The following is a 25,418-nucleotide window of genomic DNA, read 5'->3' as shown; positions in this document are numbered from 1 at the left end:
CGATATGAGTACGTTTATCGGCAAATGAACGAATGCTGTAAAAAGTCTGCCATAACTGCGCGCGGTAAGCAGCTAAAGATAAATCCGCCCTGCTTTTTATTCACGCTATTCTGGTTTAATCAGAGCGCTGCTCCCTGACCCGGCCAGCGGCGCTGGAAAAGTTTGCGCCTGCCACAGGCGGTGCGTACCATAGTGATGATAACAGTGAAATATACCGGACAAGTTATGGAAAAGCCTGCCTTTTTGATTACCCTGGATACGGAAGGCGATAACCTGTGGCGCAACCGCAGCGGAAAGGTGACAACGCATAATGTCAGCTTCCTGCCCCGCTTTCAGAGGCTGTGCGAAAAGTATGGCTTCAAACCCACCTGGCTGACGAATTACGAGATGGCGAGCGATCCTGCCTATGTAGAGTTCGGACAGGATCTACTGGCCCGCGGACAGGGGGAGATCGGTATGCATCTTCACGCCTGGTATAGCCCGCCGGAATATAAACTGACGCAGGATGACTGGCGTTATCAACCCTATCTGATTGAGTATCCTGAGTCCGTTTTACGCGATAAGGTCGCCTTTATGACGGCGTTGCTGGAGGATGCATTTCAGCAAAAAATGACCAGTCATCGCGCCGGTCGCTGGGCCTTTAACGAAGTTTATGCGCAGGCTTTAATCGATAACGGTTATCTGGTTGACTGCTCCGTGACGCCCCGGGTCAGCTGGCGTAATTCATCCGGCGCCCCGCAGGGGAGCGGAGGAACCGACTATAGTCATTTCCCCGATCGCGCTTACTATATAGACACCAGCGATATCTCAAAGCCGGGTAACAGTTCGCTGCTGGAGTTGCCCATGAGCATTCAGTATCGCTATGGCGCGATGACCAACCAGTTTAAAAAGGCGTGGAATCAGCTGCGTGGCAAGCCGCGTGGTCCCTCAGTTAACTGGCTGCGCCCGACCGGCGGCAACCTGAATGAAATGAAAAAGGTTGCTGCGCAGACGCTCGATCAGGGCAGTGATTACATTGAGTTTATGCTGCACTCCTCTGAATTCATGCCAGACGGCAGCCCCACGTTTAAAACGGAGGCGGACATCGACAGGCTGTACGACGATCTGGAGCAGCTGTTTATCTGGCTTCAGCCGCGTGTACAGGGAATGACGCTGACAGAGTATGCCTTGCATAAAAAAGCTCATGCACGCTGATGCGTTTCAGATTTGCGCTTTCTGAACCGGCTTTTCAGGTATGAGAAGAGTGTATCGACCTGAGGAAAGCGCAGCTGCAGATATTTTTTTGTCCTGCAGTTGCCCTTGCAGATTATTGCCGCTGCGCGGAACAGCGTGATGGCAGAGCGTTCATAATAGTAATAGCCGTAGATGATTTTCGACATACTCTTTATTTCTTTAAAGCAGTCCATCAGCATATAGGATGCCAGACGCTGACGAGAATTATCTTTATCTTTTGCCCAGGCAAGCATTTTCTGCATGGCAAAGGTCAGATCATCGATATCGCTTTTTCTGACATTGCGCGTAATACCGCTTTTGTTATCGCGGTAAAAATAGAGCGTATTGTCCAGATGCGTAATCTTATCTGTCCTGAAATAGAGGAAAGGCGTAAAGATAACATCTTCGTAGCGCCTGCCTGATGCGAAACTTTCACCGCTCAGCAGAGCGCGGCGGTAAACCCGGTTCCACAGATGCCACATCGATTTTTGGAACAGGGGTTCAAGGCAATCTATCCCCAGAGTCTGAAAGTCATAGGCGATATGTTTTACATCGACTTTTTCCGTCTCATCAGGCGGCTGATGTTCAAAACGCTGATAGTTAAAGTCGATTAAATCATCATTATCAGCCAGCAGCAGCGGCCTGATAACCGCAATATAGTGTCTGCTGATAATATCGTCTGCATCAATAAATGTGACAAACTTTCCCTGAGCCTGCTGCATGCCGGTATTGCGGGTATCAGCAATCCCACAGTTCTTCTGCTGCAGAAACCGAACTGCCTGGTGCTGTTGTGCCTGCAAAAAATTTTCTATCACGCTGACTGAGTTATCTGTTGAACCATCATCAATAATGATGACCTCAATGTCAGATTCAAGTTGCGCAAACAGCGATTGCAGGCAGGGAATAATAAACTCCCCCGCATTAAAGCAGGGGATAATGATGCTTAAAACAGGCGGGATCGATTTCGTCATTGATTTTTTTCCTGATGATGCGGGCCTTTCATCATGGAGAAAGCAAATATAATAGTGAGGCAGTAGATCAGCGTACATTCTGTACTAAAGAAAATCACATCACTTAACCCATAACCGATCAATGCCAGCGCCAGCGTCAGTAAAAGCGCATTGCCGCCGCGCCTGAATGCATAAACCAGCAGCATAATATAGAAGTTCACCAGTGCCAGCGCGCCGGCGATACCCTTTATCGAAAAGGTTTCCAGCACTTCGTTATGCATATGAACCGTCAGGTAGGGTAAGGCGCCATAGAGTTGTGGCTGCTGCTGAATGATCTTTCTGGCCAGCAGAGCCCGCTGTTCGGCTGACTGGCCCGCAGGTGACTCGATGCCGGTTTGCAAAGCAATAATCTGCATGCTCAGGCGGGAGACAACTGAGTTTTCACCGCGGTTTTTATGCATATCTGCAATATTTTGCTGTAACTCGTCGATGCGATTAGCAATCTTTTCTTTGAATATCAGCGAGCCGGCGATAAACAGCGCTGGAATAATGACAAAAAGCGCGATTTTATATCTTCTGCTGATAACATTTTTTGAAAATAAGACGAGTATCAGGGCCATTACGGGAAAAAGAAGCATTGCCGCACGCGTGCCGGTCAGAATAATGGCAAGATAACTAAACAGAAAGGCTGCAGGAAAAAGGAAAAGCTTAAGTTTGTTTTTCTGCAACAAAATTGCTTTGAGAAACAATAAATTAACAGCACTGATGATATAGGCAGCCATGGTGGCCCGATCAAAGTTCAGCTCAACGCGGCGCAGATGCAGCCAGACGCCCTGATAGATGGCATAGGCATTAACCGCCAGGCCAGTCAGCAGTGCGGCAAGGATGGCTTTTTGGCGCAAATCGCTTTTATCATTTAAAACAAAGAAAAGAATAAGTGCGCCCGATATCTGCAAGCGGCCCGTTGACTGATACTGGCGATAGAGGCTGATAAAGTCACCAGGCTGTTTATAGACCGCGGTCCAGATGATACTGGCGATACCCACCAGTAACATAGCTACAGGCAAAGCGATATTTATTCGCAATTTAGCGTAATATAAGGCATGGGTAGCCAGGGTAATAAAAGCAATATAGCTGGTTATATAAAATACGTTGCGGCCAAAGCTGCCACCAAAGGGCGCTGTAAGCAGCGCAGTTGCGCATCCAAAAAATATCAGGGTACTTATTGCTGAGTGAGGAGCTTCACGCCTTGCCAGGTAATTACTGATTTGCATTTTTTGTATTCGCAATCTCGGTTAAGGAACTCTCTATTTCATGTCTGAAATACGCATAGTCAAAGTGCTTCATAGTCCAGCTTTTAGCATTTTCACTGTATGTCTGATAGTTCTCTTTTTGTATCAGAAATTCAAACGCATCAGCACAATCGATATGAGAAAGCAGCATCGGTTCTGTCATGTCATCTTTTATCGGGTCATACACCTGATAAGGGAAATTGACATCAATTCCCGTAAGCTGCTGATGTTCACTCAAAGAGACTTTTGGTGCTAAGCCGACGCCGCAAATTTTGTCTGCAATCACTTCAGGCTGCCCGTCGACAAAAGGAAAAATTACAGGTACGCCAAAATAGAGTGCTTCCATACATGAGAGCCCAAAAGGCTCGGTCACCGGCGTGCTCATGTAAATATCAACGCGATTGAAAAATTCGGCAATATTATGCTGAAAACCACTGAACCTGACACGCTCTGCTATGCCAAGCCGCTGCGCTAAATCTTCAAATGCTTCACGGTCAGGGCCTTTGCCGGCAATTTCAAGCGTGACATTGTGCCCGCGCGTTAACAGCTCTTTCATCATCAGTAGCGAAACGGAGATCCCCTTCAGACCCACCTGACGTGATGCCGTTCCGATTCTGACTGGCTGGCTAAGCTGCCGCACTGCAGGATCTATTCCCTGAGGCGTAACGAGACGGTTAATTACGACTTTATGCAGGCAGGGCAGATTGAAGCGGTGCTGCATTACTCTGGACGACGCCCGGGAAGCGGAAATAACCCCATCCAGCATGGCCATAAACGCAAGCGTCTTGCCGTTCTTTGGATAACGCCATGAACAGCCGTGATCGTAATAAACCAGTTTTGCCTTGCGGGGTTTAGCGGTAAGCCGGGGAACCAGATCCCAGACGATAATCATATCGGCATTACTGGCATTTACGCGTTTTTGCAGCAGGTGCTTGCGCAGAAACTGCGGGCTTTTCAGACGAAAGCGCGAAAACAGCCGGTTAGCGAAGGTAACGTGCTGCCGGGGCATCTGCTGCAAAATATCCGGGTCGATCTGATTGCTGATGCAGATGACGTCATCGCTTCCGTCAGAGACATCATTAATGTACTGAAGGAACAGCCGCTCAACGCCGCCCATTTTACCTAAGTTGATAATGTGCAGTTTCTTCATACCAGCACCTGCTTTAATGTCTCCAGCACCGTATCCGGCATGATATCTGCCATGCTGTCACCCTGAACCGGGCGCAGCGCATGCTGGTTTCTGCCGTAACCGCCAATCAGACCCGGATCGGTGGGACCGAACAGCGTAATATTGGGTCTGTCCAGCGCGGCGGTCAGATGGCTGAGCCCGGTGTCCACCGAGACCACTGCGCGTGCGCCTGCCAGCTGCTGCGCCACCTGTTCCAGCGTCAGTTTTGGCAGTACTTCCACATGCGAAAAGCCCTCTGCCAGCCGCTGCGCGCGCTGCTGTTCATGTATTGCACCCCACGGCAGCCTGATTTGCAGGCCGGTGGGCTGCAGCAGCCCGATCAGCTCGCGCCAGTGCGCTTCCGGCCAGTGTTTATTGTCGCGGGTTGTAGCGTGCAGAAACACCAGCCAGGAGGGAGCGGCTTCGGTCCGGGGAGTCAGAAAATGTGCCGCAATGGCGTAATCGCCCTGGGTGGCAGGCTTTTCATAGCCCAGACTTTTCGCAAACAGCTCACGCGTGCGCTCAACGGCGTGCTGCTGCTTGCTGACCTCATGGCGCCTGTCGTACCACCAGCTCGCAAAAGGCTCACGCGCGCTGCGGCTGTCCAGACCATGCTTCGTGCCGGTTGCCAGACGCGTCACCAGGGCTGCGCTTTTAATCAGGCCCTGTGCGTCAATAACCACATCATACTGGCGCGACTGCAAATTGCGCTTAAACGCGACGCGCTCTTCGCGCTGCTGACTGCCAAACCAGTGTTTGCGCCAGCGACGGATTGCAACCGGCAGAACTTTATCTACGGCAGGATGCCAGCCGGGGATCTGAGCAAAATTCTCTTCTACTACCCAGTCAAAGCGGATACCTGGCAGCGCCTGCATGGCGTCAGTAAGCGCGGGTAGCGTATGGAGAACATCTCCCATCGAAGAGGTTTTAACGATTAAAACGTGCATGTCTGCTCCTGCGCCGGCTGTAGCAGCGCGCTCAGGGTCTGATGCACGCGCGCAGGGGTAATGTCGATCAGGCTCTGATGATAACCCTCAGCGGCATCGCCTTTACGCACTTTGTGATAGCCGCTGATTAGCCGGATAACGCGGGCCTGACGGGAAAGCGGCGGCGTGAAATCCGGGCTGCTCGGGCCATACAGCGCGACCAGCGGCCGGTTGAGCGCTGCCGCAATGTGCATCAGACCGGAATCGTTGCTGACCACGGCGCGACAGTGGGCGAGCAGGATCACGGCCTGCTCCAGCTGCGTCTCACCCGCCAGATTTTTGCCGTGCGCACGCAACGGCTCAGGCAGCGCCTGCAGAATCGACTCGCCGGTATCGCGATCTTTGGCTGAGCCAAACAGCACGACCTGGTAGCCTTCTGCGATCAGCTGTTCCGCCAGGGCAGCATAGTGATAATGCGGCCAGCGTTTCGCCGGTCCAAACTCTGCTCCCGGACAAAAGCCGATAACCGGACGATCGGTGGAGAGGCCAAACTGCGCAGCCGTCATGCGCTTTTCGTCGTCCTCTACGCGCAGCTGCGGCCATAGCAGCGGCTGTGGCAGCTGCTGAGCGGAGGTTACCGGCGTGTCATACGCCAGGGCAACATAGCGCTCTACCATTAGCGGAAACGCCGCTTTGTCCAGTACCCGCACATCATTGAGCACGCCGTAACGCATTTCACCGCGCCAGCCGGTGCGGCGCGGTATGCCGGCGAAAAAGGGGACCAGCGCCGATTTAAACGAGTTCGGCAATACGTAAGCGCGATCGTAACCGCTGGCCTGCAGGGTTTTGCCGAGACGACGGCGTTCGCCCAACGCCAGCGCGCCGTGCCCCAGCGGCATCGCCAGCGCCTGATTCACTTCCGGCATGCGTGACAGCAGCGGGCGGCACCACGCGGGTGCCATCACATCAATGACCGCATCAGGATGCGCCACCTTGAGAGTGCGATAGAGACTTTGCGACATCATCATATCGCCGACCCAGGAAGGGCCAATAACCAGAATTTTCATCGCTGATGCGGGTGTCCTTATGCGTTGCGATTCAGCCAGGCCATGTACTCGCCCACGCCCTGTGCGACAGTTTTAAATGGCTTGTCATAGCCCGCTTCACGCAGTTTTGTCAGATCGGCCTGGGTAAACGCCTGATAGCGTCCTTTGAGTTTATCCGGGAAAGGAATGTACTCAATCTGGCCCTGCTGATGGAATTTAAGCACGGCATCAGCCACTTCCTGGAACGACTCCGCGCGTCCGGTGCCGCAGTTATAGATACCGGATACGCCGTTCTCCCAGCACCACAGGTTTACAGCCACAACATCATCTACATGGATAAAATCACGGCGGAAGCTGTCGCTGCCTTCAAACAGCTTGGGATTTTCGCCGTTGCTGATTTGCGTATTCAGATGAAATGCCACGCTGGCCATACTGCCTTTGTGCCCTTCGCGCGGACCATACACATTGAAATAGCGGAAACCACACACCGGTGAATCCGCTTCAGGCAGAATCTGACGCACGTAGTGATCGAACAGCATTTTTGAATAGCCGTAGACGTTCAGCGGCTCTTCATACTGGCGCTCTTCGATAAAGTTTTCATTGCGGCCACCATAGGTCGCGGCAGAGGAGGCGTAGAGAAACGGGATCTCGCGCTCAAGGCAGAAATGCAGCAGATCTTTAGAGTACTGATAGTTGTTATCCATCATGTACTTGCCATCCCACTCGGTGGTGGCGGAACAGGCACCTTCATGGAATACCGCTTCAATCGGCCCCAGATCTTCGCCTGACATGATGTAAGAGAGAAACTCCTCTTTATCCATATAATCGGCGATATTCAGATCTGCCAGATTGACGAATTTAGTGCCATCTTTCAGGTTATCCACGACCAGAATGTCGCTATGACCGCGATCGTTAAGCGCTTTAACGATGTTGCTGCCAATCATGCCAGCGCCGCCGGTAACGATAATCATATGCTTAGCCTTTAATCAGTTAGGGTGAAACAGAAGGTTTCACGCACGAATACTTATCATCATAACATTTCAGCCCTGTCCGGACAGCCAGATGCGTGAGGCGTATCGCACAAACGCTGACCACGGCGTGAACTATGCTGCAAAACGAACATTTAACTGGCTGAAATGTCGTCTGCCTGCTATTTGCTCAGTAAGATGCTCCGGTAATTTGCGATCTAAGGAGCAGAATCATGTCCGATCAGTTTTATTCGCAAATCCGTCAGCAGCTTGAGACAACGCGTCAGGACGGATTGTTCAAACAGGAACGTCGCATTACGTCAGCCCAGCAGGCGGAGATCAGCGTTGATCACGGCACGCCGGTCATTAACTTTTGTGCCAATAACTATCTCGGTCTGGCGAATCATCCGGCGCTGATTCAGGCAGCGAAAGAGGGTATGGATTCCCACGGCTTTGGTATGGCGTCGGTGCGCTTTATCTGCGGTACGCAGGATACGCATCAGCAGCTGGAGCGTAAGCTGGCTGACTTTCTTGGTATGGAAGCGTCTATTCTTTTCTCCTCCTGTTTTGACGCTAACGGCGGCCTGTTTGAGGCGCTGCTGGGTCCGGAGGATGCCATTATTTCCGATGCGCTGAATCACGCCTCCATCATTGATGGCATACGCCTGTGTAAGGCGCAGCGCTATCGCTACGCCAATAACGATATGCAGGCGCTGCGTACCTGTCTGCAGGAGGCGCGTGATAAAGGTGCCCGGCATATCGCGATCGCTACCGATGGCGTGTTCTCTATGGATGGCGTGATTGCCAATCTGCAGGGGATTTGCGACCTGGCGGAGGAGTTTGATGCGCTGGTCATCGTCGATGACTCTCATGCGGTGGGCGTTATCGGCGCAGCAGGGCGCGGCACGCATGAATACTGCGACGTGATGGATCGCGTTGATATCCTCACGGGAACGTTAGGTAAAGCGCTGGGCGGTGCCTCCGGCGGCTATGTAGCCGCGAAAAAAGAGGTCGTGGAGTGGCTGCGTCAGCGTGCTCGTCCCTATCTGTTTTCTAACTCGCTGGCTCCGGCAATTGTCGCGGCCTCGCTGCGGGTGCTGGATCTGCTGAGTGAGGGTGACGGTCTGCGCCAGCGGCTATGGGATAACGCGCGCTTCTTCCGGGAGAAGATGACCGCGGCAGGCTTCACGCTGGCCGGCGCCGATCACGCCATTATTCCGGTGATGCTGGGTGAGGCTAACGTGGCGCAGCAATTTGCCACGCTGCTGCAGCAGGAAGGCATTTACGTCACCGGCTTTTTCTATCCGGTGGTGCCGCAGGGTCAGGCGCGCATCCGCACGCAGATGTCTGCCGCTCACACGCAGGCGCAGCTGGAACAGGCTATCGCCGCTTTTATCCGCGTCGGCCAGCGGCTGGGCGTGATTGCTGCAGGAGCAGAAAAATGAAAGCACTTGCCAAACTGAAAGCTGAAGAGGGGATCTGGATGGTGCAGGATGCACCGGTGCCGGAACCGGGTCATAACGATCTGCTGATTAAGATCCGTAAAACTGCTATTTGCGGTACGGATATCCACATCTACAACTGGGATGAGTGGTCGCGTAAAACCATTCCGGTCCCGATGATCACCGGACATGAGTATGTCGGTGAAGTGGTTAGCATGGGACAGGAGGTGAAAGGCTTCGCCATTGGCGATCGCGTTTCCGGAGAGGGGCATATTACCTGCGGCCACTGCCGTAACTGCCGGGCAGGGCGAACGCATCTGTGCCGCAATACGGTGGGCGTGGGGGTCAATCGCCAGGGCTGCTTCGCGGAGTATCTGGTTATCCCGGCATACAACGCGTTTAAAATTCCCGATAACATTTCTGACGAACTGGCAGCCATCTTCGATCCGTTCGGCAACGCCGTACATACCGCGCTGTCATTTGATCTGCCCGGTGAAGATGTCCTGATCTGCGGCGCCGGGCCAATTGGTATTATGGCTGCCGCCGTCTGCAGGCACGTAGGTGCCCGTCACGTTGTGATCACTGACGTGAATGAATACCGTCTGAGTCTGGCTCGCGAGATGGGCGTGACCCGTGCGGTTAACGTGGCGCAGGAAAATCTGCGCGACGTGATGCAGGATCTCGGTATGACCGAAGGATTTGATGTCGGACTGGAGATGTCAGGCGCACCGGCTGCTTTCCGCACGATGCTGGAAACCATGAACCACGGCGGACGCATTGCGCTGCTGGGCATTCCACCCGGCGATATGTCGATCGACTGGAATCTGGTCATCTTCAAAGGCCTGTTTATCAAAGGTATCTATGGCCGTGAGATGTTTGAAACCTGGTACAAGATGGCGGCGTTAATCCAGTCCGGACTGGATCTTACGCCGGTGATCACCCACCGCTATCACATCGACGCGTTTCAGCAGGGGTTCGATGACATGCGCTCCGGACGGTCAGGGAAAGTGGTGCTGAGCTGGGATTAAACGGACTCCGGCCCGCAGGCCGGAGTAGTATCAGCCGCGTTTTTTCTCTTCATCCGTCAGGTAGCGTACTTTGCGCGTATAGTCCTGACCTTTAAACTGCAGCGGCTGCGCCGGGTCCTGCAGATACTTCTGCCATTCGCTTAACGGAAAACCGCCGTGTGCGCCAATGACCTCAGGCGGAATGACCGCTGCCGTTCCGCCGATGCGCTTGGAGACCGGCCAGTTTGCCCACTCGCCCAGGTTAACCGTAACCAGATCGAGCATATCCAGCAGCGCAGAGAGCGGCAGCTGATCGGTGGGGGGCTGATTATCATTCATCAGCTCCCAGGTATCCTGAAACAGCGTCAGCCACAGCGGGCAGATACGCTTCCAGGTCTGACGCGTGGCGGCCAGATAAGCGCCGTTGACATGGTCAACCAGATAGGGCCGGATGGCGGGTTTATAGTAAGCCGGGATCTGCTCCTCAGCCGCGTTTTCAAGTTTGGCAATCATTCTGCCTTCTCTGAAGCTGGAGTAAAGATGGCCTTCACGCAGGCTGAGGGCAGGATCTTTAAGCAGGTTGAGGTCAGAGTCGATCATCAGAACCGCGTCACCGCTGGCCTGCAAAGGCGCCTGCAGTTTGATCAGCCGGCTGCGGTAAATCTGTTTATAACGGTAGCTCTCTTCACGGTGCGGAATGGTCAGCGTGGCAACGCGGGTCTTTGCCGGCAGCTCACCAAATTGTGTCGCGGGCTGGTCGCTGACGATAACAATCTCCGTGACGCTGGTGGCAAAACGGCTGGCAAAGCAGGCGCTGAGCAGCGCTTCTTCAATATAGTCCTCACCCGCACACGGGATCACCACGGAGGTGACAGGAGTCTTGCCCTGCACGCGACTCTGGCTGTAGGGAATATTATGCCGCGCGCGAATATGGCGGAAACGTTTATTAAAAAAATTAAGCATGACTCTTTTCCTGAATAACATTAGCCAGAACCGTTTCTACGCCCTGAATATAGTTTTCAATAGCGTAATGTTCGCGTACCTTTCCGGCAGCCGTGTCGGTTAATTTCTGACGTAATTCTCTGTTCTCCCACAGAGCGATCAGCTGCTGTGTCAGCTCTGCAATATCACCATATTCAAACAGCAGACCGGTCTGGTTGTGTTCAATCAGCTCAGCTGTCCCGGTTACCCGCGATCCGATAACGGCAGTATTGACCAGCATCGCTTCAAGCACCACGCGGGGTAAGCCTTCACTTTGCGAGGCCAGTATGAACGTGTCGAACGCGGCCAGAAAATCCAGCGCATTATTTTTAAAACCGGTGAAAACGATGCGGTCAGCAATCTGCTCTTTTTCTGCCAGCTGTGCAAGGTTAGCCTGTTCCGGACCGGTACCGACAATCAGCATTTTCCAGTCAGCGTGAGGGTAAAGGCGGTGAAACCGGCCCAGTGCGCTCAGCGTATGGTGATTGGCTTTACGCGCTATCAGTGACCCAATAGAGCCAAACACAAAGGTTTCCGGTGCAATCTGCAGCGCCTGACGAACCGCGGTACGATCGGGCAACGGCTGGTAGATATCGATGGCATTGCTGACGGTATGACAAAGTTGAGGATGGACACCATGGCGCTGCAGCGTATGACTGACACCGTGCGAAACGCAGATAATCGCTTCGCAGTCCCGGTTCAGCATCGCGACCAGCTGGCGATTCAGTACCGGGTCAATACGGCAGTGCTGAACCACCGGAATATTAAGCGGGCGGGCTGCCAGATAGCCTTCAGTGTTGGTACTGGGCTGATTATTCATATAAAGCAGGTCAAACTGCCCGGATTGCAGAAGCGCGCCAATCTTGTGCGCGTTCGGGATAATACGCCATCGGCGATCCACAAAATGAATCGCTTTTTTTCTGCTCTCTTTGCTGAAAAAAAGCAGCGTGCGGACTATTTCTTTGCTGATTTTTGCCCAGAGAGGTTGTCTGCGCTGCGGAATAAACGTCACCGGAATCGTTAACGATCCAAGAATTTGCTCAATGGTTTCGTTATTGCCGCGCGAATAATTATGATAAAAGCAGCAGGTAATATCGAACTGGTTACGATCGATCCGCTTCAGTAATTCCAGCATGCTATTCGTGCCGCCGCCCCACTCGCGACCATTATCAAGCAGTAGAATTTTTCGTTTATGCGGCGTCATTCCTGCTGATGTCCTTGTTCTGTGCCGTGAGTTTTCCGGCAAGAGTATAAACTTTCTGGCTGAAATGTGAATGTCAGCGGTGCGGTGGCCCACACCGCTGCTTTAAAACAGCGCTTTCAGTTTGAGCATGAAAGGGTTCTGCATCAGGCCTTCGCCGATAATTTCCACTGCCCGCTGCTGCGGCACTGGCGCGGCACTGACTTTACAGATGGCAGGCGCGCGGAAGCGCACGCTGGCGGGTTTAGCCGGAGAGGCTGCAGCAGGTTTTGCGCTGTGACGCAGCGGCTCATTCAGCAGCTGTCCTGGCGTAACCAGCGTAATATCAGCCGGAAGGGAAGGCAGCATCTGCTGCAGCACGCGCACTGTTGTCGGGTGCGGATGGCCGATAGCGATAGCAAACCCGTCCCGCTGTGCCAGCTTAACCGCCCGGGTAAACTGCTGTCGTACCATCGCTTCATTTTGATTATCATCAAGAAACACGCGGCGTTTCACGACTTTGACCTGCGTGCCCTGCGCCGCTGCAACGGCCTGACTATTGCCGATGGTCATGCTGTCGAGAAAATAGTAGTTGTAGTGATTCAGCACCTGCATCACTTTCTGCATGCCGGGCAGGCTGGAGGTCATTTTACTGCCCATATGATTGTTCAGGCCAACCGCGTAGGGAACTTTACCGCTGGCTTCACGGATAATGCGGGCGATTTCGTCGCTGCTCATCTCCGGCGTCAGGGTATCTTTTTCCAGCGGCTGTTTGCTGAGCGGCGCCATCGGCAGGTGAATCAATACTTCATGACCGCGCTGATGGGCTTTGGTTGCCATCTCACGCGCATGCGGGGCGTTGGGCAGTACGGCAACAGAGATGGCTGCCGGCATCGCCAGCACTTTGTTCTCTTCGGTGGGACGGTAGCCAAAATCATCAATGACAATCGCTAATTTTGCCGCCTGCACGCTGAAACTCAGAAGCGAGCCGCATAGCAGAGCGGGTAACGTTCGGGATAAAAACAGCACTTATCTTCCTAACCACGGTAGTGGGTTAACAGCTTTGCCCTGACGGCGGATCTCAAAATAGAGCGACGGCGTACCGCGGCCGCCACTGGTGCCTACCAGCGCCACCGGCTGACCAGCTTTGACCTGTGCACCGACGCTTACCAGTGCGCTCTGGTTATAGCCGTACAGGCTCATATCGCCTTTACCGTGCTCCAGTACCACAACCAGCCCGTAGCCCTGCAGCCAGTCGGCCATCAGTACCCGTCCATCCGCAATCGCTTTCACTTCGGTGCCTTCCGGTGCGTCGATTACCAGTCCTTTCCAGCGTAGCTCACCCTGCATCGCCTCACCGAAGCGGTGTTCAATTCTGCCGCGTACCGGCCAGAAAGCCTGGCCGCCTGCGCGCCCCAGTCCGCCGGTACGCGCCATCAGCTCACGCTCGCTCTGCGTGGGGGCATAGCTGGAGCCTTTCGCTTTGGCCTGCGCCTGACGCTGGCGCACCTTCTCGGCTTCACGCGCCTCGCGCTCGGCCCGCTGACGCGCTTCGCGCTCTGCTTTGGCAATTTTATCCTGCAGACGGCTTTCGTTCTGACGCATTTCAACCAGGTCTGCCTGATCTTTTTCCAGCGCGTTCTCCAGCGCGGAGAGGGTCTTTTTGCGGGCGGCGCTGGCGTTTTCCAGTTTGCTTTGCTGCGCCTGCTGCTGAACGAGCAGATTTTTTTGCTGCTGCTGTTTGCTCTGCATGGTCAGACGCTGCTCAGCCAGCTGCTGCCGGGTCTGCCGCAGCTCATCGATATTTTTTTGCCGCGCGGCGTTGAGGTAACCAAAATAGGCCAGGATGCGTTCACTGCGCTGCGCTTCTGCGCCGCCCAGCAGCAGCTGTACACCATTATGCTGCCCCTGGCGAAAAGCGGCGTCGAGCTGCTGCGCCAGCAGGCTTTCCTGCTGCGTCTGCTGCTTTTCAAGGCGGGAGATAGAGGCGGTAAGCTGAGCAACCTCTTTGTCGAGCGTGCTTAAGCTATTGCGCGTTTCGCGTAGCTGACGGCTCGCCTGGGCAATAATCTTCTCCTGACTCCGGAGCTGATCGAGCAGTTTACTGCGCTCAACTTTCTGAGCTTTAACGCTCTTCTCTTTTTCCGCGATACTTTGCTGAATGGTTTTTAGCTGCGCTTTATTGTCGTCAGCGCTGTAACCCGTAACAGGCAGCAAAAAAATACCCGCACACAGCAGGCTGAGGGAGAGGGGGGACCAGCGGAATACCAGCTGAGAAGCCGGGCCGTTGTAATGAGTCCTTGTAGGTGTAATGCGCGCTTTTCCCTTCATAGTTGATAATTATTCCACGATGAACAGCCGCTTACCAGTTATCCCGGCCAGCTTTTAGATTACGAAACGTGTCGCTTTAAAGCTTAGCGCGATAAACATTGTCTGAATTTTGCGATTAAAACATTTTTTTTGGAAAATGACGCACAAATCGTATCTCTGCCCGCATCGCGACTGTACATGCGAAGTGGCGCAGGTATACTCAGAACCCTTGTTTTAGCTTATAAGCCCGGTCTGGAGTCGTTACCTCTCATGCAAGAAATCATGCAGTTTGCAAGCAATCACCCCATCCTTAGTCTGGCATGGGTCGTTTTACTTATTCTGGTGATTGTGACCACCGTTAAAGGGATGTTCTCTAAGGTAAAAACCATCAGCCGTGGCGAAGCGACCCATCTGATTAATAAAGAGAACGCGGTGGTAGTAGACGTGCGTTCACGCGACGATTATCGCAAGGGACATATTTCCGGCGCGGTTAACGTAGCAGCAGCAGATATTAAAAAAGGCAGCTTCGGCGAGCTGGAAAAGCACAAGTCGCAGCCCATAATTGTGGTATGTGCCACCGGTCAGAGCGCGGGCGATTCAGCAGCAACGCTGAGCGCAGCAGGCTTTGAACATGTCGCTGTCCTGAAAGATGGCGTCAGCGGCTGGAGTGGCGAAAACCTGCCGCTGGTTCGCGGTAAATAATCATCTGAGGTATTCCGCATGGCTAATGTTGAGATTTACACCAAAGTAACCTGCCCATACTGCCATCGTGCAAAGGCGTTACTGGATCAGAAAGGCGTTTCTTATCAGGAGATCCCTATCGATGGGGACGCAATGAAACGTGAAGAGATGATCCGGCGCAGTGGCCGCACCACGGTGCCGCAGGTTTTTATCGACGCTCAGCACATCGGTGGTTGTGACGATCTCTACGCGCTGGACGGGCGTCAGGGACTCGATCCTCTGCTTCAGGCTTAACTCTTCTGCACTGATAATTATCACTTAAGGACTTAGTAACATGTCAGAACAAAGCACCAACGAAATGCAGTTCCAGATCCAGCGCGTTTATACCAAAGATGTCTCTTTTGAAGCGCCAAACGCACCACAGGTTTTTCAGAAAGAGTGGGAGCCGGAAGTCAAACTGGATCTGGATACCGCCTCTTCTCAGCTGGCTGATGAAGTGTATGAAGTGGTGCTGCGCGTGACGGTAACCGCAACCGTAGGCGAAGAGACCGCATTCCTGTGCGAAGTACAGCAGGCGGGTATCTTTACCATCAGCGGTATTGATGGCACGCAGATGGCGCACTGCCTTGGCGCATACTGCCCGAACATTCTGTTCCCTTACGCACGTGAGTGCGTGACCAGCCTGGTTTCACGCGGTACGTTCCCGCAGCTCAATCTGGCTCCGGTTAACTTCGATGCGCTGTTCATGAACTACCTGCAGCAGCAAGGTGAAGGCGAAGCGCCACGTCAGGATGCCTGATGACAACAGATAACGCGTCTATCAGCGTACTCGGTGCCGGCTCGTACGGCACCGCTCTCGCTATCACGCTGGCTCGCAACGGGCATCCGGTTCTGCTCTGGGGCCACAATCCGCAAAGCGTCGCCCGCCTGCAGGCTGACCGCTGTAACACCGCTTTCCTGCCCGATGTTCCTTTTCCCGATAATCTGATCCCTGAAGCCGATCTCGCCCAGGTGGTTCGCGCGAGCCGCGATCTGCTGGTAGTAGTACCGAGCCATGTTTTTGGCGACGTGCTGCAGCAGATTAAACCTTACCTGCGTATCGATTCCCGTGTTGTCTGGGCTACCAAAGGCCTGGAAAAAGAGACCGGCCGTTTGCTGCAGGACGTTGCGCGGGAGATCCTGGGCGACGCTATTCCGCTGGCGGTAATTTCCGGGCCTACTTTTGCCAAAGAGCTGGCCGCCGGTTTACCTACCGCTATCGCACTTGCGGCGACCGATGCGGAGTTTGCTGACGATCTGCAGCAGAAGCTGCACTGCGGCAAAAGCTTCCGCGTTTATAACAACGCCGATTTTACCGGTGTTCAGCTGGGCGGGGCCGTTAAAAACGTTATTGCTATCGGTGCCGGCATCTCAGACGGTATCGGCTTCGGCGCTAACGCACGTACCGCACTGATCACCCGTGGCCTGGCAGAGATGAGCCGTCTGGGCGCGGCGCTGGGTGCCGATCCGGTAACGTTTATGGGCATGGCAGGACTGGGCGATCTGGTGCTGACCTGCACCGATAACCAGTCACGCAATCGCCGTTTTGGCATGATGCTGGGTCAGGGCGAGAGCGTTGAAGAGGCGCAACGCATTATCGGACAAGTTGTAGAAGGCTACAGAAATACCAAAGAAGTCAAAGCCCTGGCAGCGAGAATGGGCGTTGAAATGCCGATAACCGAGCAGATTTATCAGGTACTGTATTGCGAAAAAACGGCGCGAGAGGCAGCATTAAGCTTACTGGGTCGTGCAAGGAAGGACGAAAACAGCCCGGGCTAGAGCAGGATGCTCAGCACACCAACCTGTAGCGCCTCTGCGGCGCTTTTTTATGGGAGTAAACAGCAATGTCGTCTGAAGAGTTAGAACTGGTCTGGAACCATATCAAAGCAGAAGCCAGAGCGCTGGCAGATTGCGAACCGATGCTGGCCAGCTTTTATCACGCGACTTTGCTGAAACATGAAAATCTCGGCAGCGCGCTCAGCTACATGCTGGCGAACAAGCTGGCGAATCCGATTATGCCTGCTATCGCTGTGCGTGAAATTGTTGAAGAAGCGTATCGTCAGGATCCGGAGATGATTGTCTCAGCGGCCTATGATATTCAGGCCGTACGCCAGCGCGATCCGGCAGTAGACAAATACTCTACGCCGCTGCTCTACCTGAAAGGCTTCCATGCGCTGCAGGCCTATCGTATTGGCCACTGGTTGTGGAAAGAGGGTCGCCGCGCGCTGGCTGTCTATCTGCAAAATGAGATCTCCGTTTCCTTCGCCGTTGATATTCACCCGGCGGCCCGTATCGGGCGCGGGATCATGCTGGATCACGCTACGGGTATTGTGATCGGCGAAACGGCCGTAGTAGAAAATGATGTCTCTATCCTGCAATCCGTTACGCTGGGCGGGACCGGCAAAACCAGCGGCGATCGCCATCCTAAAATTCGCGAAGGCGTTATGATTGGTGCCGGCGCTAAAATCCTCGGCAACATAGACGTAGGTCGCGGAGCAAAAATCGGTGCCGGCTCGGTGGTACTGCAGCCTGTTCCCCCGCATACCACCGCCGCTGGCGTTCCGGCGCGCATTGTGGGCAAACCCGCCAGCGATAAACCCTCAATGGATATGGATCAGCATTTTACCGGCGCCGGTTTTGAATATGGTGACGGGATTTAATCTCTGATCAGCGCGCCGGCGAAATCGAGCTGGCGCCACGCTTCATACACCACCACTGATACGGCATTGGAGAGATTCATGCTGCGGCTTTCGGCGCGCATCGGGATGCGTATCTTCTGTCCGGCAGGCAGGGCGTCAAGGATTTCCGCGGGCAGGCCCCGGCTTTCCGGGCCAAACAGCAGGTAGTCCCCGGCCTGATAGCTGACGGCGCTGTGTGCTGGCGTACCTTTCGTGGTCAGGGCAAACAGACGCTGCGGCGCCTCAGACGCGAGGAAAGCGCTGTAGCTGGCGTGTTTTTTCAGCGCGGTATATTCATGATAATCAAGTCCGGCGCGGCGCAGCCGTTTGTCATCCCACGCAAAGCCAAGCGGCTCAATCAGATGCAGCTGAAAGCCGGTGTTAGCGCACAGGCGGATGATATTACCGGTGTTGGGTGGTATTTCAGGTTCGAATAAAACAATGTTCAGCATAAGGCCCCCGCAATCAGGGGCCGAAGCATAACAAATTACTGGCGGGCAGAGTATAGCGGGAGCCAGAGCGTCAGGCGCAGCCCGCCCAGCGGGCTGTTATCTGCTTTGACCCAGCCGCGGTGCTGCTGTACGGCCGTCTCCACAATCGCCAGCCCAAGCCCGGTGCCGCCAGACTCGCGATCGCGCGCTTCATCAGTGCGATAAAACGGGCGGAAAATCTGCTCGCGATCTTCTTCGCTTACGCCCGGACCGTCATCATCCACGTGAACGGTAATGCCCTGAATATCCACCGAGAAGCTCACGCTGATGTGTGAATCAGAATAGCGCAGCGCATTGCGCACGATGTTCTCCAGAGCGCTCTCCAGCGCATGCGGGTTGCCATACAGCGGCCACGGGCCAGGCGGATAGGGCACTTCCATGGTTTTACCCATCTGTTCCGCTTCAAAGCGCGCATCCTCCAGCACGCCGTTCCATAGCTGGTTTGCTTTCATCGCCTCGCTGACCAGGGCGTTTTTATGCTGGGTACGTGACAGCACCAGCAGATCGTTGATCATGCCATCCAGCCGCTGCGCTTCGGTCTCAATGCGCTGCAGCTCTTTCCCTTCGCCATGACGACGACGCAGCAGAGCCGTAGCCAGCTGGAGGCGCGTCAGCGGAGTGCGCAGCTCATGGCTGATGTCGGACAACAGGCGCTGCTGGGCAGTCATCATGCGCTCAAGCGCGCTGACCATCTGATTAAAACTGGATCCGGCCGCCAGAAACTCCTGCGGACCTGACTCCAGTTCAGGATGCTGACGCAGATTGCCGCTGGCCACTTCATCCGCCGCGTATTTCAGCTTGCGCGCCGGTCGAGCCAGGCTCCATGCCAGCCAGAGCAGCAGCGGAGAGCTAATCAGCATCGTGACAATCAGCAGCAGCAGCGGCCGGTCGAATAACAGGTTGATAAAATCGAGCTGAGAACTGGTGGCTGGTCGGATCAGATAGAGCTGATAGTTATCTTCACCGTCGCGTACGGCAAAGGGACCAACCATCTCAACGCGGCCATATTTTTTCTTCTGCGGGTGATCGGCGTTATCTGACTGACCGATAAAGTTGCGGATCACCTGCATTTCATTGTGCTGTGCGCCGATGACCCGGCCTTCACTGGTGACCAGCAGCAGGCGCTGACCCGGGGGCGCCCATTTGTCGATAGCGCGAAACAGCCGGCGCCACCACATCAGGTCATTAGGCGGATCCTGAGAGAGTTCCGCTTCCACATGCTGTTCAATCATGGTGCCCTGCCGCTGTTCGCTTTCCATCAGAGCGGTCATCTGACGCGAATCGAGCTTGGGCACCATCAGGACCAACATCAACACCAGCGCCAGCGTAAGCCAGAAGATGGCGAAGATGCGGGTCGTCAGACTGCCTATCATGATGCAGAAACCATCAGATAGCCGCGTCCGCGCAGCGTTTTGAACCATGGATGGCCATCACGACGCTCAGGGAGTTTGCGGCGCAGGTTGGAGATATGCATATCGATGGCACGGTCAAAGGGCGTCAGGCGTTTGCCAAGCACTTCCTGACTGAGATGCTCGCGCGATACCACCTGGCCAAGATGCTGCGCCAGCAGGTAAAGCAGCGTGAACTCGGTGCCGGTGAGATCGAGCGTTTCGTTATCGAAGCTCGCCTCCTGGCGCCCCGGATTCAGACGCAGGCAGTCGACTTCAAGCGTCGGCGAACTGGTATCGTGCTGCTGTTGCTGCTGCTCGCTCCAGTTTGAACGACGCAGGATCGCACGAATACGCGCCACCAGTTCACGGTCGTTGAACGGTTTAGGCAGGTAGTCATCCGCCCCCAGCTCCAGCCCCAGAACGCGATCCAGTTCGCTGCCGCGCGCGGTCAGCATAATGACCGGCGTCTGATGCTGCTGACGCAGCTCTTTCAACGTATCGATACCGTTTTTCTTCGGCATCATGACATCCAGCAGCAGCAGGTCAACAGAGCTGTCCAGCAGAGTAAGTGCCTGCTCTCCATCGCTGGCTACAATGACTTCAAACCCTTCCATTTCGAGTAATTCTTTAAGCAGCGAAGTTAATTCGCGGTCGTCATCTACCAACAGGATTTTATTCATTTTTTATTGCCCTCCGCAGGCAAAATACCGTGTTCCCACACTGGCAATCCAACGCTTTACGTAGTTTTACACCCCCTGACGGTTGTTTGCAGCTGCCGCCGTAAACTGGGTCTCGTTGAATCGCAAAACAGAGCAAACCGGGAGTAAACGATGCGCAACTTAACCGTCATCGTCATTGCTTCAGCGATGGTTCTTAGTCACGCCAGCGCAGTTGCAGCAGAGACGACAGCGATTGAAGAGATGCATCAAAACGGCGGCTTGACGACAGGCAGTATGACGCAAAATCCGCAAAGTCACATGTTCGATGGTATTGAGCTTACCGAACAGCAGCGGCAGCAAATGCGGGACCTGATGCAGCAAGCACGTCATGAGCGCCCGGTGTTAAGCGTTCAGGATATTGAAACTATGCATGACCTTGTCACTGCAGACAAATTTAATGAATCGGCGATCCGCCAGCTGGCTGAAAAACAGGCCCGCGCGCAGGTTGACCTGCAGGTTGAGATGGCCCGGGTTCGTAATCAGATGTATCACCTGCTGACGCCTGTGCAGCAGGCAGCGTTAAAAAAGAATCATGAACGCCGGCTGAATGATGTTCGTCGGTTCTCAGGATTGCAGTCGTCGTCATCGCTGCAAGCAGTGAGTAGCACCAGTAGTAACCAGTAACATAGTATCCCTGTTTTTCCTTGCCATAGACACCATCCCTGTCTTCCCCCGCCATGATGGCGGGGTTTTTTTTGCCCGCCGTATGCCGTTGCCGGTGAATAGCGCATCGCAGACGCAGCTCTGCCGGACTGATGATAAACTTGTTTTCAGTTAAGACGGGCACGCGCATCTGTTTAATAGGGCGAAACATGGATTCTGAGTACGCAACACTGGTCCGGCGCGCTGCGCTGGCCGCTACCTCACTGGCGCTGGCGCTGCTGCTGGTCAAGATTTTTGCCTGGTGGTACACCGGCTCGGTCAGCGTGCTGGCGGCACTGGTGGATTCGCTGGTCGACATCGCCGCCTCGCTGACCAATCTGCTGGTGGTGCGTTATGCGTTGCAGCCCGCCGACGATGATCACACTTTCGGCCATGGCAAAGCAGAATCGCTGGCGGCGCTGGCGCAGAGCATGTTTATCTCCGGCTCCGCGCTCTTTCTGTTTCTGACCGGCATTCAGCACCTGGCAAAACCGGAAACGCTGCGCGCGCCGCTGGTCGGCGTTGTCGTAACCATTGTTGCCCTCTTTTCCACGCTGGCGCTGGTGGCTTTCCAGCGCTGGGTTGTACGGCGCACCCGCAGTCAGGCGATTCGCGCCGATATGCTGCACTATCAGTCAGATATCGTTATGAATGGCGCGATTCTGGTGGCGCTGGGTCTGAGCAGCTACGGTTTTGCGCGTGCTGATGCGCTGTTTGCGCTGGGGATCGGCGTCTATATCCTCTATAACGCGCTGCGTATGGGATATGAAGCCGTGCAGGCGCTGCTGGATCGCGCGCTGCCGGAGCAGGAGAAGCAGCAGATTATTGCACTGGTGACACAGTGGCCTGGCGTATGCGGCGCGCATGCATTGCGTACCAGGCAGTCAGGGCCGACGCGGTTTATTCAGCTGCATCTGGAAATGGAAGATGCGCTGCCGCTGGTTCAGGCGCATCACGTTGCTGATGAGATTGAACAGGCGCTGCGCCGGAAATTTCCAGGTTCTGACATCATTATTCACCAGGATCCCTGCTCGGTCGTACCGGAACATCAGCAGGGCTTTTTCCGCTTTTAGCTTTTCTAATTCAGGCGCTTATATGTTAAAAATGACAAAACGCTAACAACTCTTTAAAAAATTAGCGAAAACTTGTCTGACCTGAATCAATTCAGCATTGAGCCTTTGATATACTATCTGCAACTATTAAGCCCCACGTTCGGGAGCAGGCATGACCCGGTCGATCGGCGGGAATAATCCTTAGTTTTGAACAATCCAGAGGTTGTCATGATCAAAAAAATCGGAGTACTGACCAGTGGCGGCGACGCCCCGGGCATGAACGCAGCCATTCGCGGAGTTGTCCGTTCCGCCCTGAGTGAAGGCCTGGAAGTTTTTGGTATCTATGACGGCTATCTGGGTCTGTATGAAGATCGCATGATCAATCTCGACCGCTACAGCGTTTCTGACATGATTAACCGCGGCGGCACTTTTCTTGGCTCGGCGCGCTTTCCTGAGTTCCGTAATGAAGAGGTACGCCAGGCAGCGATCGAAAACATGAAGAAGCGGGGTATCGACGCGCTGGTGGTGATTGGTGGTGACGGCTCCTACATGGGCGCCAAACGGCTGACTGAGATGGGGTTCCCCTGCATCGGTCTGCCAGGCACTATCGATAACGACGTGGCCGGCACTGACTACACCATCGGGTATTTCACCGCGCTGGAAACCGTGGTGGAAGCGATTGACCGCCTGCGCGATACCTCCTCTTCGCATCAGCGCATCTCAATTGTGGAAGTGATGGGCCGCTACTGTGGCGATCTGACGCTGGCCGCGGCGATTGCCGGCGGCTGTGAATTTATTGTGCTGCCGGAAATCCCGTATACCCGTGAAGAGCTGGTTGAAGAGATTAAGGCGGGCATTGCAAAAGGGAAAAAGCACGCCATCGTGGCGATTACCGAGCACATCTGCGATATCGACGATCTGGCGCGCTTCATCGAAGAAGAGACAAAGCGTGAAACCCGCGCCACCGTGCTCGGACATATCCAGCGCGGCGGCGCGCCCTGTGCTTACGACCGCATTCTGGCGTCGCGTATGGGCGCTTACTCGATTGAGCTGCTGCTGCAGGGCTATGGCGGCCGCTGTGTCGGGATCCAGAATGAGAAGATGGTGCACCACGATATCATCGACGCGATTGAGAACATGAAGCGTCCGTTCAAGCGCGACTGGCTCGATACGGCGAAAAAGCTCTACTGATCTGCATGCAGGCGCGATCCCGTTCGCGCCTTTTCCTCTTTTTTATATTCCTGCAAGTTATAACTGCTTATTTTTAATTCTTTAATCCACTGTTCGCTTTGTGTCACTCTTGCGGCATAACCTACGCGGGAGAGCAGGAAATGAATAAGTGGAGTATCGGCATCACCTTGTTACTGGCATCGTCTGGTGCGCTGGCAAAGGATTATCAGCTGTTAAACGTCTCATACGATCCGACCCGCGAACTGTACGAACAATATAACAAGGCCTTCAGCGCCCATTACAAGCAGGAAACCGGTGATAACGTGGTGATCCGTCAGTCGCACGGCGGTTCCGGCAAGCAGGCGACCTCCGTCATCAACGGTATTCGTGCCGATGTGGTTACGCTGGCGCTGCAGTCTGATGTGGATGCGATTGCTGAGCGCGGCCGTATCGACAAAAACTGGATCAAACGCCTGCCGGATAACTCTGCGCCCTATACCTCCACCATTGTGTTTCTGGTACGCAAAGGCAATCCCAAAAATATTCATGACTGGTCAGATCTGACTAAGCCTGGCGTATCCGTGATCACGCCAAATCCGAAAACTTCCGGCGGTGCCCGCTGGAACTATCTGGCGGCATGGGGCTGGGCGCTTGATCAGAATCAGGGCGACCAGGCTAAAGCGCTCGCTTATGTGAAAGCGCTGTTTAAAAATGTTGAGGTGCAGGATTCCGGTGCGCGCGGCGCAACCAATACGTTTGTAGAGCGCGGAATAGGCGACGTACTGATCGCCTGGGAAAACGAAGCGTATCTGGCGGTGGAAAAACTGGGTAAAGATAAGTTTGAAATCGTGACGCCAGGCGAGTCTATTCTTGCAGAGCCAACGGTTTCTGTAGTGGATAAAGTGGTCGACGCGCAGGGTACACGCAGCGTGGCGGAAGCTTACCTGAAATATCTCTACTCGCCGGAAGGCCAGACTATCGCGGCGCAGAACTTCTATCGTCCGCGTGATGCAGAGGTCGCGAAGAAGTTCGCCAGTACCTTTGCACCAGTAAAACTCTTCACCGTAGATGAGAAATTTGGCGGCTGGAGTAAAGCGCAGAAAGATCACTTCGCCGACGGTGGCAGCTACGATCAGGTTATGAAGCCCTGATTACCCACTATGAGCGATAAAAAAGGTCAGCTTTTAGCTGACCTTTTTTTGTATAAAAATCGATATATGATAGTCATCACGCTGTGTAACTGATTAAAATAAGACCATTTCATCAGTGGCTAAGGGATTGATTATGAAAGAAAGGAATCGGTTTTTATCAGGCCTGGTGTGGAGTCTGGTTATCATTATTGTCATGCTGAGCATAGCCATTTTTTATTATTACCGGAATGGCGAGGCGCTGTGGCGGATTGTAAGCGAACAGTGTGTGCCCGCTATGGCGCAACACAGCAAACCAGCCCCTTGCAAAGAAGTTAATCTCCGGCAGGGTCATGTTATCTACAAAGATATTAAAGGCCCGCATCATTATCTGTTGATGCCCATCGAAAAAATATCTGGTATGGAAAGTCCGGTGTTGCTGGACCCGGACACGCCCAACTTTCTCGCGGCTGCCTGGCAGCATCGCGATCTGCTGGTTCAGGGCAGTCAGCCAGTCAGCGATAGCGCATTTTCTCTGGCGATCAATGCGCAGTATGGACGCTCTCAAAATCAGCTGCATATCCATCTCTCCTGTCTGCGTCCGGAGGTGCGTCAGCAGCTCGATAGTCAGGCATCTCACCTGCATGACGCGTGGCAGCCTGTGACAATAAACCGGCATCGCTATCTGGTTCGCGCAATCTCTGAAGCACACTTGTTCAATCAAAGTGCGTTTATCCGTCTGGCGAAAGAAGTGGCAGGGGCGCGCGAAAAAATGGGGCACTATGGGATGGCATTGACAGCATTACCGGATGGCCGATTAGCGTTGCTGGCGCTGGAGCGTAACTGGCTGATGCTGAATGGTGGATCGGCAGGCGAACTCCAGGATTATCAGTGTCAGCTGCTCAATAAGTAAATGTACAAAAAAGGCGGCCGTAAGGCCGCCCTG

26 protein-coding genes are annotated in these 25,418 nt (G+C 54.1%); 13 read left to right on the top strand and 13 right to left on the bottom strand.

Annotation, left to right across the window (positions count from 1 at the left end):
* The first annotated feature begins 225 nt into the window (after positions 1-225).
* Positions 226-1,194 carry a deacetylase gene (locus B4M48_RS16045; RefSeq protein WP_039381247.1) on the top strand — a complete coding sequence of 323 codons (969 nt, stop codon included), beginning with the start codon at positions 226-228 and terminating at the stop codon, positions 1,192-1,194.
* Here the strand turns inward: B4M48_RS16045 and B4M48_RS16040 are convergent.
* The 6 genes from B4M48_RS16040 to rfaD are packed head-to-tail and all read right to left on the bottom strand — an operon-like array spanning position 1,182 to position 7,565.
* Positions 1,182-2,183, bottom strand: a complete 1,002-nt coding sequence (locus B4M48_RS16040) for a glycosyltransferase family 2 protein (protein WP_039381242.1) — start codon at positions 2,181-2,183, stop codon at positions 1,182-1,184. The two genes, B4M48_RS16045 and B4M48_RS16040, sit on opposite strands and share 13 nt — an antisense overlap.
* Complete coding sequence (locus tag B4M48_RS16035; protein ID WP_288657205.1) at positions 2,180-3,436, bottom strand: O-antigen ligase family protein; 1,257 nt, start codon at positions 3,434-3,436, stop codon at positions 2,180-2,182. The genes B4M48_RS16040 and B4M48_RS16035 overlap by 4 nt, the downstream gene beginning before the upstream one ends.
* The gene (locus B4M48_RS16030; protein ID WP_039381240.1) at positions 3,423-4,604 is read right to left on the bottom strand and encodes a glycosyltransferase; all 1,182 of its coding nucleotides are present in this window, start codon (positions 4,602-4,604) and stop codon (positions 3,423-3,425) included. Before B4M48_RS16030 ends, B4M48_RS16035 begins: the two co-directional genes overlap by 14 nt.
* Positions 4,601-5,569, bottom strand: a complete 969-nt coding sequence (gene rfaC, locus B4M48_RS16025) for a lipopolysaccharide heptosyltransferase RfaC (protein ID WP_288657203.1) — start codon at positions 5,567-5,569, stop codon at positions 4,601-4,603. The genes B4M48_RS16030 and rfaC overlap by 4 nt, the downstream gene beginning before the upstream one ends.
* Complete coding sequence (rfaF, locus tag B4M48_RS16020) at positions 5,557-6,615, bottom strand: ADP-heptose--LPS heptosyltransferase RfaF (RefSeq protein WP_071668642.1); 1,059 nt, start codon at positions 6,613-6,615, stop codon at positions 5,557-5,559. Before rfaF ends, rfaC begins: the two co-directional genes overlap by 13 nt.
* A 17-nt stretch (positions 6,616-6,632) precedes the next feature.
* Positions 6,633-7,565, bottom strand: coding sequence for an ADP-glyceromanno-heptose 6-epimerase (rfaD, locus tag B4M48_RS16015; RefSeq protein ID WP_071668641.1), 933 nt, complete (start codon positions 7,563-7,565; stop codon positions 6,633-6,635).
* Positions 7,566-7,795: 230 nt separating this feature from the next.
* Here rfaD and B4M48_RS16010 point away from each other — a divergent pair, with 230 nt between their 5' ends.
* Both B4M48_RS16010 and tdh read left to right on the top strand, forming a co-directional pair.
* Positions 7,796-9,007 (top strand): glycine C-acetyltransferase, encoded by a 1,212-nt coding sequence (locus tag B4M48_RS16010; protein WP_283340905.1) that lies wholly within the window; start codon positions 7,796-7,798, stop codon positions 9,005-9,007.
* Positions 9,004-10,032: an L-threonine 3-dehydrogenase gene (tdh, locus tag B4M48_RS16005; protein WP_071668639.1), complete on the top strand. Its 1,029-nt coding sequence runs from the start codon at positions 9,004-9,006 to the stop codon at positions 10,030-10,032. The genes B4M48_RS16010 and tdh overlap by 4 nt, the downstream gene beginning before the upstream one ends.
* Positions 10,033-10,062: 30 nt before the next feature.
* On the opposite strand, the gene B4M48_RS16000 is transcribed toward tdh, so the two are convergent.
* The 4 genes from B4M48_RS16000 to envC all read right to left on the bottom strand — a co-directional run bounded on the left by B4M48_RS16000 (position 10,063) and on the right by envC (position 14,503).
* The gene (locus tag B4M48_RS16000; protein ID WP_094111633.1) at positions 10,063-10,974 is read right to left on the bottom strand and encodes a hypothetical protein; all 912 of its coding nucleotides are present in this window, start codon (positions 10,972-10,974) and stop codon (positions 10,063-10,065) included.
* Entirely contained in the window at positions 10,967-12,196 is a 1,230-nt protein-coding gene (locus B4M48_RS15995) for a glycosyltransferase (protein WP_071668638.1), read from the bottom strand. The genes B4M48_RS16000 and B4M48_RS15995 overlap by 8 nt, the downstream gene beginning before the upstream one ends.
* 102 nt (positions 12,197-12,298) lie before the next feature.
* The gene (locus B4M48_RS15990; RefSeq protein ID WP_071668660.1) at positions 12,299-13,198 is read right to left on the bottom strand and encodes a divergent polysaccharide deacetylase family protein; all 900 of its coding nucleotides are present in this window, start codon (positions 13,196-13,198) and stop codon (positions 12,299-12,301) included.
* Between the two features lie 3 nt (positions 13,199-13,201).
* A complete protein-coding gene (envC, locus tag B4M48_RS15985) occupies positions 13,202-14,503 on the bottom strand; it encodes a murein hydrolase activator EnvC (protein ID WP_039381228.1) in 1,302 nt (433 codons plus the stop codon).
* Between the two features lie 249 nt (positions 14,504-14,752).
* Between envC and B4M48_RS15980 the strand changes: the two genes are divergently transcribed.
* From B4M48_RS15980 to cysE, 5 genes are all read left to right on the top strand, one after another.
* Positions 14,753-15,184 carry a rhodanese-like domain-containing protein gene (locus tag B4M48_RS15980; RefSeq protein WP_039381227.1) on the top strand — a complete coding sequence of 144 codons (432 nt, stop codon included), beginning with the start codon at positions 14,753-14,755 and terminating at the stop codon, positions 15,182-15,184.
* 18 nt (positions 15,185-15,202) lie between these two features.
* Entirely contained in the window at positions 15,203-15,457 is a 255-nt protein-coding gene (gene grxC / locus B4M48_RS15975) for a glutaredoxin 3 (RefSeq protein ID WP_039381226.1), read from the top strand.
* 40 nt (positions 15,458-15,497) lie between these two features.
* A complete protein-coding gene (gene secB, locus B4M48_RS15970; RefSeq protein ID WP_039381225.1) occupies positions 15,498-15,962 on the top strand; it encodes a protein-export chaperone SecB in 465 nt (154 codons plus the stop codon).
* Positions 15,962-16,981, top strand: coding sequence for an NAD(P)H-dependent glycerol-3-phosphate dehydrogenase (gpsA, locus tag B4M48_RS15965; protein WP_039381224.1), 1,020 nt, complete (start codon positions 15,962-15,964; stop codon positions 16,979-16,981). The genes secB and gpsA overlap by 1 nt, the downstream gene beginning before the upstream one ends.
* A gap of 65 nt (positions 16,982-17,046) precedes the next feature.
* Positions 17,047-17,862 carry a serine O-acetyltransferase gene (gene cysE / locus B4M48_RS15960; protein WP_039381223.1) on the top strand — a complete coding sequence of 272 codons (816 nt, stop codon included), beginning with the start codon at positions 17,047-17,049 and terminating at the stop codon, positions 17,860-17,862.
* Here cysE and trmL read toward each other — a convergent pair.
* Genes trmL through cpxR form a run of 3 tightly spaced genes read right to left on the bottom strand, consistent with a single transcriptional unit; the run spans position 17,859 to position 20,442 of the window.
* On the bottom strand, positions 17,859-18,332 hold the full coding sequence (gene trmL, locus B4M48_RS15955) for a tRNA (uridine(34)/cytosine(34)/5-carboxymethylaminomethyluridine(34)-2'-O)-methyltransferase TrmL (protein ID WP_039381222.1): 474 nt from the start codon (positions 18,330-18,332) through the stop codon (positions 17,859-17,861). The two genes, cysE and trmL, sit on opposite strands and share 4 nt — an antisense overlap.
* 35 nt (positions 18,333-18,367) lie before the next feature.
* The gene (gene cpxA, locus B4M48_RS15950) at positions 18,368-19,744 is read right to left on the bottom strand and encodes an envelope stress sensor histidine kinase CpxA (protein WP_039381221.1); all 1,377 of its coding nucleotides are present in this window, start codon (positions 19,742-19,744) and stop codon (positions 18,368-18,370) included.
* Positions 19,741-20,442: an envelope stress response regulator transcription factor CpxR gene (cpxR, locus tag B4M48_RS15945; RefSeq protein ID WP_039381220.1), complete on the bottom strand. Its 702-nt coding sequence runs from the start codon at positions 20,440-20,442 to the stop codon at positions 19,741-19,743. The genes cpxA and cpxR overlap by 4 nt, the downstream gene beginning before the upstream one ends.
* 150 nt (positions 20,443-20,592) lie before the next feature.
* Between cpxR and cpxP the strand changes: the two genes are divergently transcribed.
* The 5 genes from cpxP to B4M48_RS15920 all read left to right on the top strand — a co-directional run bounded on the left by cpxP (position 20,593) and on the right by B4M48_RS15920 (position 25,385).
* Positions 20,593-21,105, top strand: a complete 513-nt coding sequence (cpxP, locus tag B4M48_RS15940; protein WP_039381219.1) for a cell-envelope stress modulator CpxP — start codon at positions 20,593-20,595, stop codon at positions 21,103-21,105.
* A gap of 188 nt (positions 21,106-21,293) precedes the next feature.
* A complete protein-coding gene (fieF, locus tag B4M48_RS15935) occupies positions 21,294-22,196 on the top strand; it encodes a CDF family cation-efflux transporter FieF (protein WP_039381218.1) in 903 nt (300 codons plus the stop codon).
* A 207-nt stretch (positions 22,197-22,403) separates the two neighbouring features.
* Positions 22,404-23,366 (top strand): 6-phosphofructokinase, encoded by a 963-nt coding sequence (pfkA, locus tag B4M48_RS15930; protein WP_039381217.1) that lies wholly within the window; start codon positions 22,404-22,406, stop codon positions 23,364-23,366.
* A gap of 140 nt (positions 23,367-23,506) precedes the next feature.
* Positions 23,507-24,496, top strand: a complete 990-nt coding sequence (locus B4M48_RS15925; protein WP_039381216.1) for a sulfate ABC transporter substrate-binding protein — start codon at positions 23,507-23,509, stop codon at positions 24,494-24,496.
* Between the two features lie 133 nt (positions 24,497-24,629).
* Complete coding sequence (locus B4M48_RS15920) at positions 24,630-25,385, top strand: CDP-diacylglycerol diphosphatase (protein ID WP_071668635.1); 756 nt, start codon at positions 24,630-24,632, stop codon at positions 25,383-25,385.
* The last annotated feature ends 33 nt before the right edge of the window (positions 25,386-25,418 follow it).

Origin of the sequence: Pantoea sp. UBA6567 (assembly GCF_002434165.1) — a bacterium.
In the GTDB taxonomy this organism is placed as follows: domain Bacteria; phylum Pseudomonadota; class Gammaproteobacteria; order Enterobacterales; family Enterobacteriaceae; genus Pantoea; species Pantoea eucrina.
The sequence above is the reverse complement of the archived record's forward strand: the minus strand, read 5'-3'. Positions and strand labels throughout refer to the sequence as shown.

Coding starts and splice junctions, on each gene's coding strand:
- B4M48_RS16045 (WP_039381247.1), top strand. CDS start 226: ATGGAAAAGCCTGCCTTTTTGATTACCCTGGATACGGAAGGCGATAAC.
- B4M48_RS16040 (WP_039381242.1), bottom strand. CDS start 2,183: ATGACGAAATCGATCCCGCCTGTTTTAAGCATCATTATCCCCTGCTTT.
- B4M48_RS16035 (WP_288657205.1), bottom strand. CDS start 3,436: ATGCAAATCAGTAATTACCTGGCAAGGCGTGAAGCTCCTCACTCAGCA.
- B4M48_RS16030 (WP_039381240.1), bottom strand. CDS start 4,604: ATGAAGAAACTGCACATTATCAACTTAGGTAAAATGGGCGGCGTTGAG.
- rfaC (WP_288657203.1), bottom strand. CDS start 5,569: ATGCACGTTTTAATCGTTAAAACCTCTTCGATGGGAGATGTTCTCCAT.
- rfaF (WP_071668642.1), bottom strand. CDS start 6,615: ATGAAAATTCTGGTTATTGGCCCTTCCTGGGTCGGCGATATGATGATG.
- rfaD (WP_071668641.1), bottom strand. CDS start 7,565: ATGATTATCGTTACCGGCGGCGCTGGCATGATTGGCAGCAACATCGTT.
- B4M48_RS16010 (WP_283340905.1), top strand. CDS start 7,796: ATGTCCGATCAGTTTTATTCGCAAATCCGTCAGCAGCTTGAGACAACG.
- tdh (WP_071668639.1), top strand. CDS start 9,004: ATGAAAGCACTTGCCAAACTGAAAGCTGAAGAGGGGATCTGGATGGTG.
- B4M48_RS16000 (WP_094111633.1), bottom strand. CDS start 10,974: ATGCTTAATTTTTTTAATAAACGTTTCCGCCATATTCGCGCGCGGCAT.
- B4M48_RS15995 (WP_071668638.1), bottom strand. CDS start 12,196: ATGACGCCGCATAAACGAAAAATTCTACTGCTTGATAATGGTCGCGAG.
- envC (WP_039381228.1), bottom strand. CDS start 14,503: ATGAAGGGAAAAGCGCGCATTACACCTACAAGGACTCATTACAACGGC.
- B4M48_RS15980 (WP_039381227.1), top strand. CDS start 14,753: ATGCAAGAAATCATGCAGTTTGCAAGCAATCACCCCATCCTTAGTCTG.
- grxC (WP_039381226.1), top strand. CDS start 15,203: ATGGCTAATGTTGAGATTTACACCAAAGTAACCTGCCCATACTGCCAT.
- secB (WP_039381225.1), top strand. CDS start 15,498: ATGTCAGAACAAAGCACCAACGAAATGCAGTTCCAGATCCAGCGCGTT.
- gpsA (WP_039381224.1), top strand. CDS start 15,962: ATGACAACAGATAACGCGTCTATCAGCGTACTCGGTGCCGGCTCGTAC.
- cysE (WP_039381223.1), top strand. CDS start 17,047: ATGTCGTCTGAAGAGTTAGAACTGGTCTGGAACCATATCAAAGCAGAA.
- trmL (WP_039381222.1), bottom strand. CDS start 18,332: ATGCTGAACATTGTTTTATTCGAACCTGAAATACCACCCAACACCGGT.
- cpxA (WP_039381221.1), bottom strand. CDS start 19,744: ATGATAGGCAGTCTGACGACCCGCATCTTCGCCATCTTCTGGCTTACG.
- cpxR (WP_039381220.1), bottom strand. CDS start 20,442: ATGAATAAAATCCTGTTGGTAGATGACGACCGCGAATTAACTTCGCTG.
- cpxP (WP_039381219.1), top strand. CDS start 20,593: ATGCGCAACTTAACCGTCATCGTCATTGCTTCAGCGATGGTTCTTAGT.
- fieF (WP_039381218.1), top strand. CDS start 21,294: ATGGATTCTGAGTACGCAACACTGGTCCGGCGCGCTGCGCTGGCCGCT.
- pfkA (WP_039381217.1), top strand. CDS start 22,404: ATGATCAAAAAAATCGGAGTACTGACCAGTGGCGGCGACGCCCCGGGC.
- B4M48_RS15925 (WP_039381216.1), top strand. CDS start 23,507: ATGAATAAGTGGAGTATCGGCATCACCTTGTTACTGGCATCGTCTGGT.
- B4M48_RS15920 (WP_071668635.1), top strand. CDS start 24,630: ATGAAAGAAAGGAATCGGTTTTTATCAGGCCTGGTGTGGAGTCTGGTT.